Genomic DNA, 14,534 nt, shown 5'->3' on the forward strand with positions numbered 1-14,534 from the left:
GCTTAGACACAGAGCAAAATTGTGGCCGATTCAGTCTAATTCTTTTCGTTTCAGAGCATTACAGGGCGAGCACCGCCATAGCGACTAAGGCACTGGGCCGCTGAGTGCGTTGTAATGGTGCGTCAAAGCTGAGTTGTGCACTGATTTGAATCGCCTGATAAGCGTTACAGCGGCGTTTTACTTCCTTTGCCGGGGATTTCCCGCACCAGGCGTGGCATTAAGAACCCTGGCAAATAGTCGCGAAGCTTGGCAACGAGCGCGCGGGCTTCTTCATCCGGCACATCAAAGTGCGCAGCGCCCTGCACGGGATCCATTACGTGTAAGTAGTAGGGCAGAATACCCGCTTCAAATAGCCGTTCAGAAAGGGCGGCCAGGGTCGCAGTGCTGTCGTTCACATCGCGCAGCAGTACGCTCTGATTGAGCAACGTCGCCCCTGCTTGCTTCAAATTCGTGCAGGCGTCGACCACCGCTTGATCAATCTCATTGGCGTGGTTGATATGCAGTACCACGACTTTTTGTAAGCGGGTCGACGCTAGCCAGCCTAGAAGGGCGTCATCCACCCGGTCAGGAATGACCACCGGTAGCCGTGTGTGAATGCGGAGCCGTTTTAGATGCGGGATACTTTCCAACTGCTCCACCAGCCATGCCAATTGACGGTCGCTGGCGGCCAGCGGGTCACCGCCAGAAAGAATCGCCTCGTGAATCGTGGTGTCGTTGCGTAAATAGTCGAGGGCTTCCTGCCACTGCGCTCTGGAGGGAGAATTGTCGCTATAGGGAAAGTGGCGCCTAAAGCAGTAGCGGCAGTTAATGGCACAGTTAGGACTGGCGATCAGCAGCACCCGGCCAGCATATTTATGAATAAGCCCTTTTGCGGGCCGGTGGTCGGCCTCTTCCAGGGGGTCGACGACGTAACCAGCAGGCGTGAGCGCTTCCTCGCCTAGCGGTATTACTTGGCGCAGCAGCGGGTCGTTTATGTCGGCATAGGCTATCCTTTTGAGATACGCTTCAGGCACGCATACTTCAAACAGTTCGTGGCCTACTTGGGCGCCCGCCAACCAGTCGCGGTTTAGCCGCAGCCGTTCGCACAGTGTTTGCGGGTCTCGAATGGCATGGGAAAGTTGCTGCTGCCAAGTGGAGCGCCCTATTGAGTGGCGATGGCTTTGCGCTTCAGACGCGGCAATAATGATGTTCTCCTGCAAAAAAGCCCTCCTTCGGGTTATCATGCGCGCACTTATTTAACGACGCCATTTACAACGCTACTGGCATTTAAGCATGCTGACGGCGGCAACGTATGGCTTCGCGCACCACCTGTTGAAACAAATAACTGAAATGGATGATTGAGAGACATTATGGCGAACTATTCTACCAACGAATTCAAGGCCGGTCTGAAAGTAATGCTCGATGGCGACCCTTGTTCGATCGTTGAGAACGAGCTGGTCAAGCCCGGTAAGGGCCAGGCGTTTAACCGCGTTAAGCTGCGGAACCTGATGACTGGCCGCGTGGGTGAGAAGACTTTCAAATCCGGTGACTCGCTGGAAGGCGCTGATGTCATGGATTTAGAGATGGAGTATCTCTATACCGACGGTGACATGTGGCACTTTATGAAGACCGATGGCTCCTTCGAGCAGTACGCGGTGGAAAAGAAAGCCTTGGGGGATACTGATAAATGGCTCAAGGAGCAGGTCCCCTATATTATTACGCTGTGGAACGATAAGGCGATCTCTGTTACGCCGCCGAATTTCATCGAGTTGGAAGTTGTTGAGACGGACCCTGGCTTGAAAGGCGATACTGCCCAAGGTGGCTCTAAGCCTGCGACGCTATCGTCCGGTGCTGTTGTTCGTGTACCGCTGTTTATCAATCAGGGCGAAGTGCTGAAAATTGATACGCGCAGTGGCGACTACGTCTCCCGCGCTTAATCGCTTTTTCGCTATGGCAGTGACGATAGCCACGCATTTTGCGTGGCTATTTTTTGCTCGGAACTAATCTGTATAAAATTGTTTGTACAAGGAGTAGTGATGGCCATTGATTGGCAGCCCTCGGCGTCTATTGAAACGCTGCGCGAGCGTGCGCGGTTACTAGTCAAAGTGCGGGCATTTTTTGCCCAGCGTGACGTGTTGGAAGTCGAAACGCCGGTATTGGGGCAGGGGGGCAGTACCGATGTTCACCTGGTATCGCTGCATACGCTGGCGCGCACTGATAAAGGCCAGCGCCGTCTCTGGCTACAAACCTCTCCTGAATTTCATATGAAGCGCCTTTTAGCCGCCGGCAGTGGGCCGATATTTCAACTCGCCAAAAGCTTTCGCGATGGTGAAGTGGGTAGCCGACACAATATCGAATTCACTATGCTTGAGTGGTATCGGCCGCAGTTTACGCTGACTAAGCTAATTGATGAGACCGCGACGCTGATCCTGTCGTTACTCCCCAGCTTCCCAGGCCCTGTCGTGCACTATCGCTACAGGGAGCTATTTCATACTCACTTAGAGATTGATCCCTTTACCACGTCCGTGGAAAAGCTACGTTTGGTGGCTGCTAAGCGGGCGCAAATGCCTACCCAATCGTTAGCTAATGAGGGGCGGGATACCTGTCTTGACCTGCTCATGAGCGTGGTGATTGAGCCGCAGCTAGGCCAACATGAGCTCAGCGTAGTGATCGATTATCCGAGTAGTCAGGCATCGTTAGCGCGCCGTCATCAGGATTCTGATGGTGAATGGGTGGCTTCTCGCTTCGAGCTGTATCTCAATGGCATTGAGCTGGCAAACGGCTACGATGAGTTAACAGATGAGGCTGAGCAGCGCGCGCGTTTTGCGCAAGATAATGCTGAGCGTCGCCGTTTAGGGTTGCCGGAAGTGGACGTTGATGAGCGCCTGCTGGCAGCACTTGAGCACGGAATGCCTGAAGGCGCTGGAGTAGCGCTGGGGATTGATCGTTTGATTCAGTTGGCACTGGGCAAAGCACGCCTGGAAGACGTGCTGGCCTTCTCAACGCCTAATTGCTAGCCACCAACGGTAGTGGGCATAGCGCCTAGCGACTCCCCCATACTTACCATGGTGGCGGGGGGGATGTCTGCGAAGTTAACTTGGTTGGCAAAGCACATAACCACCGTTGAACCGAGCTTGAAGCGACCCATCTCGGCGCCTTTTTCTAGAGTGATCGGTTGGCCAAACTGCATGCGCTGAGGGTGACCTGAAAGCGGTGTCACCTGCCCGGACCAGACGGTTTCGATAGCAGCGACAATCATTGCCCCCACTAGCACCATGGCCATTGGGCCGTGTTCGGTATCAAAGATACATACCAGGCGTTCATTACGGGCGAACAGCCCCGGCACGTAGTTGGCGGTGGCTTGGTTTACCGAGAAGAGCCGACCTGGGACGTAGATCATTTCCCTCAGTGTGCCGGTTACCGGCATATGCACCCGGTGGTAGTCCCGTGGCGATAGGTAGACGGTGGCAAAGCTGCCGCCCAAGAACTCTTCTGCCAGGGTCGTGTCGCCGCCGAGCAGGGTTTGGGCGGAGTAGGTGTGGCCTTTGGCTTGTACCAGTTGACCTGCCTGAAGGCGTCCAAATTGGGAGAGCGTGCCATCGGCGGGGCTGAGGATGCCTTCGCCAAGTGGGCGGGCATCGGCTTTTAGCGCGCGGGTGAAAAAGTCGTTAAACGTGGCGTAGGCGGTGGGGTCGGGTTCCTGCGCCTGGCTCATATCGACATTAAAGCGTTTGATAAACGCCTTGATCAAGGTGTCTTTTACCCAGCGGTTGTCGCATTGGGCGAACTTGCCGGTCAGGCGCGAGAGCGCATGGTGGGGCAGCGGATACTGAAGTAGCGAAAAGGCTTTTTGGGAAAGAGTCACAGTGGTTACTTTTTGACAGTGGCTTTAAGTGGCATATTGCCATTAAGGGCTACCCCGGTGACAGGTCTACGAGGGGGCGCTGTGACCCCTTCCATGGGCGCTAAATTTGCCATCTGACCGCCATGGATGGCGGAAATGCCGGAATGGTATGGAACATTTTCCGGCCATGGCAAATGACCCCCTCTACGACCTGCCCCCGGCGCCCTTAGTCGATTGCGCAGTTACTGTAAACAATTACAGTGAGTATTCTTTACTTCTCAATCGGCGTGTCGTCTCGGTTGCCCCATTCACCCCAGGAGCCCGCATAGCCGCGCATATTAAATCCCAGCGCCTTGCCCACCAGCCAGGTAAAACTACTGCGGTGGTGGCTCTGGCAGTGGGTGGCGATTTCCATATCCGGCGTCAGGCCTAATGCGCCTAATTCGGTAATGAGTTCGGCGTAATCGCGTATGCGCAGCGAGCGGTTGCGATCCATGGCGTGGAGCCAATCCATATTGACCGCGCCCGGTATATGGCCCATGTGTTTATTGTTACCGCGAACGCCATCGTACTCATCTTTGGAGCGGGCATCCCATACCGCGAATTGCCTGTCGTTGATCTTCTCTTTGATCTCGTCGCAGGTGATCAGGGCCTTGGGGTTGAGAATCTCAGCATGGTAATCGCTGGGAGTCGGAGCCGTGGGTTCGCTGCTCTCTTCAAGCCTTGCGTCCCGCCAAGCGTGAATGCCACCGTTTAAATAGGAGTAACGGGTGTGGCCAATCAAATCTAGCGTCCATAGCAGCCGTGCTGCCCAGCCACCGCCTTCGTCATCGTAAGCCACCACATGGGTGTCACGGGTCAGGCCTAAGGCACTAAATAGCCGCGAAAGCGCCTCGACACTGGGAGCATCGCTGGGTACTGGCCCTTCACCGCGTAACAAATAGCGAAAATCGAGAAAAATAGCGCCAGGTACATGGCCTTGGCGATAGCTGTCGCCGTTGACCGGCACATCGATAATCAGTAGGTCAGGATTATCCAGGTGTTCTTGCAGTTGTTCGGGTTCAACGATCAGCGGCAGCAGGTTGGCTTCTGACGATTGGCGCTCAATACTCATGGGTAACTCCTGTCAACGTTAGCCATTTAAGCTATCGAGAATGCGTCGATAGCTGGCAAAGCGTGCTGAATGAATCTTGCCTGCGTCTACCGCTGCGAGTAAAGCGCAGCCGGGCTCATTGCGGTGGCGGCAGTCACGGAACCGACAATGACCAATATAGTCGTGAAACTCAATAAAGCCGTCGGTGACTTCCTGCTCATTAAGGTGCACCAAGCCAAACTCGCGAATACCTGGCGAGTCGATCAGATCGCCATCAGCTACTTCTTCACGGCTCATGGTGTAGAGGCGTGCTGTGGTGGTGGTATGGGTGCCTTTACGGGAATCTTCCGAAAGCGCGCCAATGCGCAGGGTTTCGTCGGGTAGCAGTAGGTCAATCAAAGATGACTTGCCGACGCCGCTTTGGCCAACAAACACTGACGTGCGGCCTTCAAGCTGGCTGCGCAGCTCATCGAGCCCGGTGTCTGTGGCGGTGGTGGTACGTACCACGGGGTAGCCCAAGTCGCGATAGCGCTCTAGGAGTTTGCCTAGTTCGCCGCCATCTTCTGGCAATAGATCGGTTTTGTTGAGCACCAGCACCGGGGCAATACCTGTGGCTTCGGCAGCCACTAGGTAGCGGTCAATGAGGTTGGCGTGGGGCGCGGGTTCCACCGCAAATACAATCAGCAGTTGATCGATATTGGCGGCGACCGGTTTGAGTAGGCCTCGGGCGTCGGGGCGCTTGAGCACGCTATCGCGCTCTTCGCGGGCGACCACTACGCCGGAGCCTTCTTGCCCCGCGCGCCAGATCACTCGATCACCGGTGACCAGGCCGTCTAAATTGGCACGTAAGTGGCAGCGCACCGGCTCGTTATCGTTGTTACGCACCTCAAGGGTGCGCCCGAAGTGAGCAACGACACGGCCTGGCTGTTCGGCACCGTATTCGCCAGCGGCGAGCTTTTCAGCGTCCTGCACATCACGCTTTTCAGCGCGCTGGGCACGTTCCGCCTGGACTTTCTCGACTCGCCACTGCTGCTGGCGACTTAATTTACGTTTGCTCATGTCTACCCGATGCTAGGTACAATAGGCTCTATTGTACCTAGCAAAGGTGTCATTGTATTTATCTAGTCGCCAAGCTGGCCTGTATAGCTGCTCGACGGGCTTATTTAAGGCACACTTGCACGATGTTAATGGTCATTTGGGCAAAGGATAACGGTAATGAGTAACGAAACGACGGATGCAACGGCGCCACGCGATGATCTACTGGTATGGATTGATCTCGAGATGACCGGTTTGGATCCCAATAAAGAGCGCATCATTGAAGTAGCCACACTTATTACTGATGCGGACTTGAACGTAGTAGCTGAGGGGCCAGTGATTGCTGTGAAGCAGCCCGATAGCCTGCTAGCGCAGATGGACGATTGGAACCAGAAAACCCATGGCGAGTCGGGCTTAGTCGCCCGGGTGAAAGCCAGCCAAGTGGAAACAGCTGAAGCCGAGCAGCAAACGTTGGCGTTTCTGCAGCAGTATGCAGTGGCGGGCTCCTCGCCGATGTGCGGTAACAGTATCCATCAGGATCGTCGGTTTTTAGAGCGTGAGATGCCTGCGCTGCTTAACTTTTTCCATTACCGTAATCTGGATGTGTCGACCATTAAAGAGGTGGCCAAACGTTGGAACCCTGGTGCACTGGCGGGCTTTAGCAAACAGAATGTGCACTTGGCGATGGACGATATTAAAGAGTCGATTGCTGAACTGGCTCACTACCGCAGTACGTTTTTACGCGTTGATCAGCGCAGCGACGAAGAGGAAGAATAGCTAAGAAGAGTAGCGCTTAAGAGGCGTCAGTGGCGATACGTTCACCGCGCTTGAGGAACTGCTCCTCAAGCGCCCAGGCGACATGTTCGCGTACTAGCTCACTTGGATAGGCTCTACGCGCCCACAGCGCCGCTTCTACAGCTTTGTTCCAGGGCGCATTGCCAAGGCCGATAGCGATATTGCGCAGCCAGCGGTCATAACCAATGCGCCGGATGGGGCTGCCAGCAGTTTTATCCAGAAATTCTGCTTCGCCCCAGGCAAACAGGCTGATAAGCGATGCGCGGTCTAGGTCATGGCGCGGTGCAAAGTCATTTTCCTGAGTCGTGCGGGTAAAACGAGTGAACGGACAGACCAGTTGGCAGTCGTCGCAGCCGTAGATACGGTTGCCCATGGCACGGCGAAACTCGACTGGGATGGCGCCATGCAGTTCAATGGTGAGATACGAAATGCACTTGCGGGAGTCGACCACTTTATCGTCAACAATAGCCCCGGTGGGGCAGGCGGTTTGGCAGGCGCTACAGCTGCCACAGTGTTCGTGCTCAAAAGGCGCATCAACGGGCAGCGGTAGGTCGGTATAGAGTTCGCCAAGGAAAAACAGCGAACCCGCTTTAGGATTAAGCAGCATGGCGTTTTTACCGAACCAGCCAAGCCCGGCTTTTTGAGCCAGTGCGCGCTCCATCACCGGCGCTGAGTCGACAAAGGCACGGTAACCAAAAGCGCCGACTTCCTGCTCGATTTTTTTGGCTAATAGAGCTAACCGTTTGCGGATTAGCTTGTGATAATCACGCCCTAAGGCATAGCGGGAAACATAGGCGCGGCTGGGCTGGCCGAGTACCTTGGTGCTTTCCACTTCAGCGGGCAGGTAATCCATACGCACGCTGATAATGCGCTGAGTGCCGGGTTCAAGCTCCGCTGGACGGGTGCGCTTGGTGCCATGCTTGGCCATAAAGCCCATTTCGCCGTGGTAACCCTCATCCAGCCACGCGTCTAGATGGGCTTCATGCGCCGACAGTTCAGTATCGGTGATGCCTACCTGCTGAAAGCCCAGCTCGCGGCCCCAGGTTTTAACCAGGTCGGCAAGGCGGGCCAGCGTTTCATTCGTCAATGCTTGGCGAGAATGTGCAAAGGCAGTGGAATTCGGCATGGTTATTCAAACAAGTCAGTCAAATAGGTAGTCAATCAACAGCAAGGTGTTAAGCGCGCTATGCTAACGCATTGGCAGCCCTCACAACATGCAAAAGGAGCGATTGTGTCGATCCCGAATACTTCCATGCTACGCCCACTATATAAAGCCGCCCAGGTGCGCGAGCTTGATCGACGCACCATCGCTGGCGGTATTGATGGCTTTGCACTGATGCAGCGCGCCGCCTCAAGTGCTTGGCATAGTTTCCGCTCACGCTGGCCCCAAGCGCGCAGCTTAACCGTAATGTGTGGAAGTGGTAACAATGGCGGCGATGGGCATGTGCTTGCGGCGCTCGCCATGCAGTCAGGTCTCAAAGTACAGCGGATTACGCTAAAACCTATTGAGGAATTAAGCGGAGACGCGGCGCGTGCTGCGCAGCTGGCAACCTCTGCAGGAGTAGGTTGCGAGGAGTGGCGCGCAGGGGTCGAGCTAACCGGCGAGGTCATTATCGATGCGCTGCTGGGAACCGGTTTAACGGGCGATGTAGAGGGCCGCTTCCGCCGAGCTATCGAAATGATCAATGCTGCACACCGGCCGGTGCTGGCGATTGATATCCCCTCTGGCTTGGTTGCTGATACCGGCGCAGTGACCAGTATTGCCGTTAAAGCGGCCTGTACGGTGACGTTTATTGGCGATAAGGTCGGGTTGCATACAGGGGATGCCCCTGCTTACACCGGCGAGATAGATTTTCGCCCCTTGGGCGTTAAAGCTCAGGCCTATTTTGATATTCCCCCTGCTGCATGGCGGCTGGATGATTCGCTATTAGCGGATGCCTTTTCACCACGCCTACGCACCAGTCATAAAGGTTCCATGGGGCACGTTTTGGTAATGGGGGGCGCTCCTGGTTTTGGTGGTGCGGCGCTACTTGCTTGCCAAGCGGCCGCGCGAATGGGGGCGGGTAAAGTGAGTTTAGCGACGGCGCCTGAGCATATTACCGCTAGTTTGGTACGCTGCCCGGAAGTAATGGCCCACGGCGTGCGAGGTGGTGCTGAAGCGGCTGAGTTACCCAGTAATGCGGATGTTGTGGTGGTTGGGCCTGGGCTTGGCCAAGCCGCATGGGGGCAGGCTGTACTGCAAACTGCTTTGCAGTCAGACGCACCGTTGGTGGTCGATGCCGATGGATTGAATCTTTTGGCCCGTCAGTGGCCTGATGCCCGGCGCGATAACTGGATATTGACGCCGCACCCGGGCGAAGCTGCACGGTTGTTGGGCTGTTCCGTCGCGGATATTCAGGCCGATCGTCCCGCCGCCGCTCAGGCGCTTCAGCGTGCGCGGGGTGGCGTAGTGATTTTAAAGGGGGCGGGAAGCCTCATCGCGGGCCCCAGCGGATTAGTCGTATGCCCCTACGGGAACCCCGGTATGGCCAGCGGTGGCATGGGCGATGTGCTAAGCGGCATGCTGGGAGCGTTGGTTGCTCAGCGGGGTGATGTGGAGTTTAGCGCTTGGCTAGCCACCATGGTGCATGCGTTAGCGGCAGATCGCGCAGCAGAGAAAGAAGGCGAACGTGGCCTGCTGGCCAGTGATCTGGCATCCTATGCGCGAATATTGATTAACCCGTGAAGGCAGCTCAGATGCAGGTGCAATTAGACAATGAAGAGGCTCAGGTCGCGTTTGGCGAAGCGCTAGGACACGTGTTGCAGGGCCGTGGGTTGGTGTATCTGGAAGGCGAGTTAGGTGCCGGCAAAACCACTTTAACACGGGGCATTCTGAGGGCTTACGGTTATCAAGGGGCGGTTAAAAGCCCCACCTATACGCTGGTAGAGCCTTATGAACTGGGTTCCCAGCGTATCTATCATCTGGATTTGTACCGTTTATCTGACCCTGAGGAGCTTGAGTTTATCGGCGGTCGCGACGTGTTGGCTGATGATGCACTCAGTATCATTGAGTGGCCCAGTCGCGGGTTAGGCTGGTTACCATTGCCTGATCTCCGTATTTTGTTAGAGGTGGCGGCTCAGGGGCGATTAGTCTCTTTAACGGCTTGTAGTGAGCTGGGTAAACGTATGCTGGCATTATTTCAGAGCCAGGTCAGTGAAGTAAATAAGTTAAGCGACGACCAGCTGGAGAGTGGTGTGATTCAATGGAAATGAAGGCGGCAGCGGCCCGTTTATATCGACTATTAGCCGTCAGTTTTTTTGCCCTGGCGGCGGTTGATGTGCAAGCGTCCAGCGTTGAAAGTATGCGCCTTTGGGCGGCACCTGATCATGCCCGTCTGGTATTTGATCTTTCTGATGCCACCAACGCTAATGTGTTTTCGTTGGAGAACCCCGCGCGGTTAGTGATTGATTTAGACGATACGCAAATGGGCACCGATCCGAGCACGCTGCCGCTGCATGATAGTGCCATTACCTCGGTGCGTACGGGCACACGTGAGGGTGGCGGGTTGCGGGTAGTGCTTGAACTTAATCGGGCAATAGAGCCCCGCCATTTCACGCTAACCCCTAATGATCAATACGGGCATCGCTTAGTTGTCGATCTCGAGTACCCGGGTGAAAGCGCCGTTGAGAACCCTATTGACCCCATCGAGGCGATGATTCGGGAGCAGGAGATCCAGGCCCAGCGCGCCTCGGCTCAAGCTCAGCTGCCGGGAAGCGTAGAGCCGCCTAGAGACCCAGTGCCGGATCAAGTGCAAGAAGCCAAACCACATCCGCGCCGAGATATTATTATTGCCGTCGACGCCGGTCACGGTGGAGAAGACCCGGGTGCTATCGGGCCCTCAGGCACACGTGAGAAAGACGTAGTGCTGGAAATTGCCCGCCGTTTAGCGTCTGAGGTTAATGGAACACCGGGCTTTAAGGCGGTGCTGACGCGCGATGGTGACTACTACATTGGGCTGCGTCAGCGTACCGCACTGGCCCGTGAGCAGAAGGCAGACTTTTTCGTTTCGGTCCACGCGGATGCCTTTACCAGCCCTCGCCCTCAGGGCAGCTCGGTCTATGCGCTGTCGCAACGGGGAGCCACCTCGGAAACCGCACAGTGGCTGGCCGACAGCGAGAACCGCTCCGACCTGATCGGCGGTGTCGATGGCAATCTCTCCTTGCGTGATAAAGATCAGGTGCTGCGTGGCGTGTTGTTGGACTTGACCATGACGGCCACATTGAACGATTCGCTCTCGATTGGCGGGCAAGTGTTAGAGCAGCTGGGGCGGGTGAATCGGTTGCATAAATCACGTGTCGAGCAGGCGGGGTTTATGGTGCTGAAGTCTCCTGACATTCCTTCGCTGCTGATTGAGGTAGGCTTTATCTCCAACCCCGATGAAGAGCGTCGTCTACGCGATCCGGTTCATCAGAGTGGGCTCTCTCAGGCAATTTTCAGCGGTTTGCGCGATCATTTTCAGCGCTACCCACCGCCCGCCAGTCTGCTTGCCTGGCAGCGCGATAACCAACGCCAACCTTCTGGTAATGAGTATCGTATTCAGTCGGGAGATACGTTGTCGGCGATTGCGGTACGTCATGGCGTGCCGGTGAATCAGTTGAGACAAGCCAACGATTTGAATGGTGACGTGATTCGCGTTGGTCAAGTGTTACAAATCCCCCGTTCATAAGTAATCGTTCTTGAGGTGTCGTGTTGACTGAAATGACCGCTACCGCATCACGTATACATGTGCTTGACCCACGGCTGGCTAACCAGATTGCCGCCGGTGAGGTGGTGGAGCGTCCTTCGTCGGTGACTAAAGAACTGATTGAAAACGCGATAGATGCAGGTAGCCAGCGCATAGAAGTGGAGATTGAGCAGGGGGGCGCACGGCTCATTAAGGTGCGCGATGATGGTATCGGCATTGGGGAAGAGGATTTGCCGTTGGCCTTGGCGCGCCATGCCACCAGTAAGATCGGTAGCCTGGAAGACTTAGAGGGTGTTAGCTCGCTGGGTTTTCGCGGTGAAGCGTTAGCCTCCATTAGTTCGGTCTCTCGACTGGAGCTGATCTCCAATGCCGAAGAGGATCCCCGCAATGGCTGGCGGGTGGTGGCGGAAGGACGGGGAATGGACGCACGGGTTACCCCTGCGCCGCACCCACGTGGCACAAGTGTCAGCGTGCGCGATCTGTTTTTCAATACCCCCGCGCGGCGCAAGTTTCTGCGTACCGAAAAGACCGAATTCGCCCATGTGGAAGAGGCGTTTCGCCGTCAGGCACTATCTCGCTACGACATCGCCTGGGTATTGCGGCACAATCAAAAAGTGGTTCACCAACTCCCTGCTGGCCACTCTGCGGCGGCTCGCGAGCGTCGGATTGCTTCTTTGCTGGGCAAGAATTTTATTGAGCATGCCCGTTACATTGAGCGCGAAGCGGGCGGCTTACGGCTTAGCGGTTGGGTGGGTCTGCCAACGCATTCACGCTCGCAGGCCGACCAGCAATACTTTTTCGTTAACGGTCGCGTAGTGCGCGACCGTTTGGTTGCCCATGCGGTGCGCCAAGCGTATCGCGACGTGCTGTTTAATGGTCGGCATCCAGTGTTTGTGCTCTACCTGGAGCTCGATCCGGATGTAGTGGACGTCAACGTTCACCCCACCAAGCACGAAGTTCGCTTTCGCGATGGTCGTATGGTGCACGACTTTCTCTACTCAAGCCTGCATCACTGCTTGGCTTCCTCTAAGCCTGCAGAAAGCGAAGAAGAGGACGGCGAAGAAATGGCGGGCGGGCTAGGTGCCCATCAGCAGCAAGCGCCTGGGCAGCAACCCCCGTTAGATGAGCGGGCAGGCGAAGACGTAGAGCCGCCTCGCTGGCAGCAGCAGGGTATAGCATTGACCCATTCGCCGGACCGTCATCCAGGGGCAGAGCGGGTGCGGCGTTTTATGCAGGGCTATCAGGCGCTTCACCCCAATCATGAAGAGACGCTATTAACACCCCAAACGCCTCAGCCTAGTTCGTCAGGAGGGGAAAATAATCAGGTACGTGAGGCGCCGCTGGCGATGCCTGACAATGACCCGACTGCACCGCCGCCGCTTGGCTTTGCGCTGGGGCAGTTGCACGGTATTTATATTTTGGCGCAGAACGCCCAGGGGTTAGTGCTAGTGGATATGCACGCCGCCCATGAGCGCATCGTTTATGAACGTATGAAAACGCAGCTGGCGGCTGCTAAAGGACTGGATGCGCAGCCGCTACTGGTGCCTGTTTCAATCGCCGCCAGCCGGGCAGAGGTAGCGACTGCTGAAAGCGAGCAAGCGGCCATTTCTAAGCTGGGTATTGAACTTGATATTGCCGGGCCGGAGACGCTACTGGTGCGCCAATTGCCAGCGCTGCTGTCTCAGGCGGACCCGGAGGCCCTGGTGCGTCAGATGTTAGAGGAACTGGCGCGTTACGGGCGTACCCATCAAGTTGAGGCGCGCCTGCACGAACTGCTCTCTACCATGGCTTGTCACGGCAGTGTGCGCGCCAACCGGCGGCTCACCCTTGATGAAATGAACGCGCTGCTGCGCGATATGGAGCGTACTGAGCGTAGCGATCAGTGTAACCACGGTCGTCCCACCTGGACACAGATGGGGCTAAAAGCGCTTGATCGGCTCTTCTTGCGCGGACAATAACGGCGCGGAAAGCAATCACCCTTTTCTTACCTGATGGAACCGCGCATGGCAGATACCCGCCCTTGGGCAATTTTTTTGATGGGTCCGACGGCCGCCGGGAAAACCGATACCGCGATAGCACTGCATGAGCGCTTGGGGCATGAACTAATTAGCGTTGATTCCGCTATGGTGTATCGCGGTATGGATATTGGCAGTGCAAAACCCAGTGCGGTAGAGCTTGCCCGCGCCCCTCATCACTTAATCGATATTCGCGACCCCGCAGAGCCCTATTCGGCAGCTGACTTTCGTGAAGATGCCCTGGCACTGATGCGACAAATCAGCGCGGCGGGCAGAGTGCCGCTCTTGGTGGGTGGCACTATGCTGTACTACAAGCGGCTGATCGAAGGCGTGGCTAATCTGCCTTCCGCGGATCCTGCCATTCGTCAGCAGCTTGAAGCGCAATGGCAAGCCGAGGGGCTTTTGTCGCTGCATAAGCGGTTAGCAGAAGTGGATGCGGTTTCTGCTCAGCGTATTCACCCTAACGACCCCCAGCGGCTGATGCGCGCGCTGGAAGTGTATTTCGTCAGCGGTCGACCAATGAGTGAGTTGTGGGCAGAGCAGCAGCCTGAAACCTTTCCATGGCGGGTGTTGTCGATAGCGTTAGCGCCCAGCGATCGTAGTCTTCTGCATCAACGTATTGCCAAGCGTTTTGAAGTAATGATGGAGGAGGGCTTGATAAATGAAGTTGCTGCCCTCAAAAAGCGTAATGACTTGCATTTAGGCCTTCCAGCGATGAAGAGCGTTGGTTATCGTCAGGTGTGGGAGTACTTGGAAGGTGAGTACGATTACGCAACGCTAATAGAGCGCGGCGTAATTGCGACTCGTCAACTAGCTAAGCGTCAGCTTACGTGGTTAAGAAGTTGGCCATCGCTTGAGTGGGTGGATTCGCAGCACCCCGACGCATTGGATAAGGTGCTGAAATTCGTGCGTGAAAGCAGTGCTTAGCGTAAGATAGTTCTTCAAGATAGAGATTTAATAAGCATGTGTTTTCGAGTGGCCGCTTGGCTTTTTCTACAGCATTAAGCCTTTCGGGCAAAAAGATTGCGGCGTAGCACTAGTAGGGCACG

13 protein-coding genes are annotated in these 14,534 nt (G+C 55.9%); 8 read left to right on the top strand and 5 right to left on the bottom strand.

The window, feature by feature from the left end; all coding sequences use genetic code 11:
- Positions 1-164: 164 nt before the first annotated feature.
- A complete protein-coding gene (epmB, locus tag MLE19_RS02270) occupies positions 165-1,199 on the bottom strand; it encodes an EF-P beta-lysylation protein EpmB (RefSeq protein WP_240716454.1) in 1,035 nt (344 codons plus the stop codon).
- A gap of 150 nt (positions 1,200-1,349) precedes the next feature.
- On the opposite strand from epmB, the gene efp reads away from it, so the two are divergent.
- Positions 1,350-1,916, top strand: a complete 567-nt coding sequence (gene efp, locus MLE19_RS02275; protein WP_240716455.1) for an elongation factor P — start codon at positions 1,350-1,352, stop codon at positions 1,914-1,916.
- Between the two features lie 99 nt (positions 1,917-2,015).
- Entirely contained in the window at positions 2,016-2,996 is a 981-nt protein-coding gene (gene epmA / locus MLE19_RS02280; protein ID WP_240716456.1) for an EF-P lysine aminoacylase EpmA, read from the top strand.
- Here the strand turns inward: epmA and asd are convergent.
- The 3 genes from asd to rsgA all read right to left on the bottom strand — a co-directional run bounded on the left by asd (position 2,993) and on the right by rsgA (position 5,975).
- A complete protein-coding gene (gene asd, locus MLE19_RS02285) occupies positions 2,993-3,844 on the bottom strand; it encodes an archaetidylserine decarboxylase (protein ID WP_240716457.1) in 852 nt (283 codons plus the stop codon). The two genes, epmA and asd, sit on opposite strands and share 4 nt — an antisense overlap.
- Positions 3,845-4,094: 250 nt before the next feature.
- Positions 4,095-4,937 (bottom strand): sulfurtransferase, encoded by an 843-nt coding sequence (locus MLE19_RS02290; RefSeq protein WP_240716458.1) that lies wholly within the window; start codon positions 4,935-4,937, stop codon positions 4,095-4,097.
- A gap of 18 nt (positions 4,938-4,955) precedes the next feature.
- Positions 4,956-5,975 (bottom strand): small ribosomal subunit biogenesis GTPase RsgA, encoded by a 1,020-nt coding sequence (rsgA, locus tag MLE19_RS02295; protein WP_240716459.1) that lies wholly within the window; start codon positions 5,973-5,975, stop codon positions 4,956-4,958.
- A gap of 156 nt (positions 5,976-6,131) precedes the next feature.
- Here rsgA and orn point away from each other — a divergent pair, with 156 nt between their 5' ends.
- Positions 6,132-6,728, top strand: coding sequence for an oligoribonuclease (gene orn / locus MLE19_RS02300; RefSeq protein ID WP_240716460.1), 597 nt, complete (start codon positions 6,132-6,134; stop codon positions 6,726-6,728).
- Between the two features lie 16 nt (positions 6,729-6,744).
- On the opposite strand, the gene queG is transcribed toward orn, so the two are convergent.
- Positions 6,745-7,872, bottom strand: a complete 1,128-nt coding sequence (gene queG, locus MLE19_RS02305) for a tRNA epoxyqueuosine(34) reductase QueG (protein ID WP_240716461.1) — start codon at positions 7,870-7,872, stop codon at positions 6,745-6,747.
- Between the two features lie 126 nt (positions 7,873-7,998).
- Between queG and MLE19_RS02310 the strand changes: the two genes are divergently transcribed.
- Genes MLE19_RS02310 through miaA form a run of 5 tightly spaced genes read left to right on the top strand, consistent with a single transcriptional unit; the run spans position 7,999 to position 14,412 of the window.
- Positions 7,999-9,471 carry an NAD(P)H-hydrate dehydratase gene (locus MLE19_RS02310; RefSeq protein ID WP_240716812.1) on the top strand — a complete coding sequence of 491 codons (1,473 nt, stop codon included), beginning with the start codon at positions 7,999-8,001 and terminating at the stop codon, positions 9,469-9,471.
- 11 nt (positions 9,472-9,482) lie between these two features.
- A complete protein-coding gene (tsaE, locus tag MLE19_RS02315) occupies positions 9,483-9,998 on the top strand; it encodes a tRNA (adenosine(37)-N6)-threonylcarbamoyltransferase complex ATPase subunit type 1 TsaE (RefSeq protein WP_240716462.1) in 516 nt (171 codons plus the stop codon).
- Positions 9,989-11,452 carry an N-acetylmuramoyl-L-alanine amidase gene (locus MLE19_RS02320; RefSeq protein ID WP_240716463.1) on the top strand — a complete coding sequence of 488 codons (1,464 nt, stop codon included), beginning with the start codon at positions 9,989-9,991 and terminating at the stop codon, positions 11,450-11,452. Before tsaE ends, MLE19_RS02320 begins: the two co-directional genes overlap by 10 nt.
- A 32-nt stretch (positions 11,453-11,484) precedes the next feature.
- A complete protein-coding gene (mutL, locus tag MLE19_RS02325; protein WP_240716464.1) occupies positions 11,485-13,428 on the top strand; it encodes a DNA mismatch repair endonuclease MutL in 1,944 nt (647 codons plus the stop codon).
- Between the two features lie 45 nt (positions 13,429-13,473).
- Positions 13,474-14,412 (top strand): tRNA (adenosine(37)-N6)-dimethylallyltransferase MiaA, encoded by a 939-nt coding sequence (gene miaA / locus MLE19_RS02330; protein ID WP_240716465.1) that lies wholly within the window; start codon positions 13,474-13,476, stop codon positions 14,410-14,412.
- Positions 14,413-14,534 lie beyond the last annotated feature (122 nt).

It is taken from the genome of Vreelandella neptunia, assembly GCF_022489065.1.
GTDB lineage: Bacteria > Pseudomonadota > Gammaproteobacteria > Pseudomonadales > Halomonadaceae > Vreelandella > Vreelandella neptunia_A.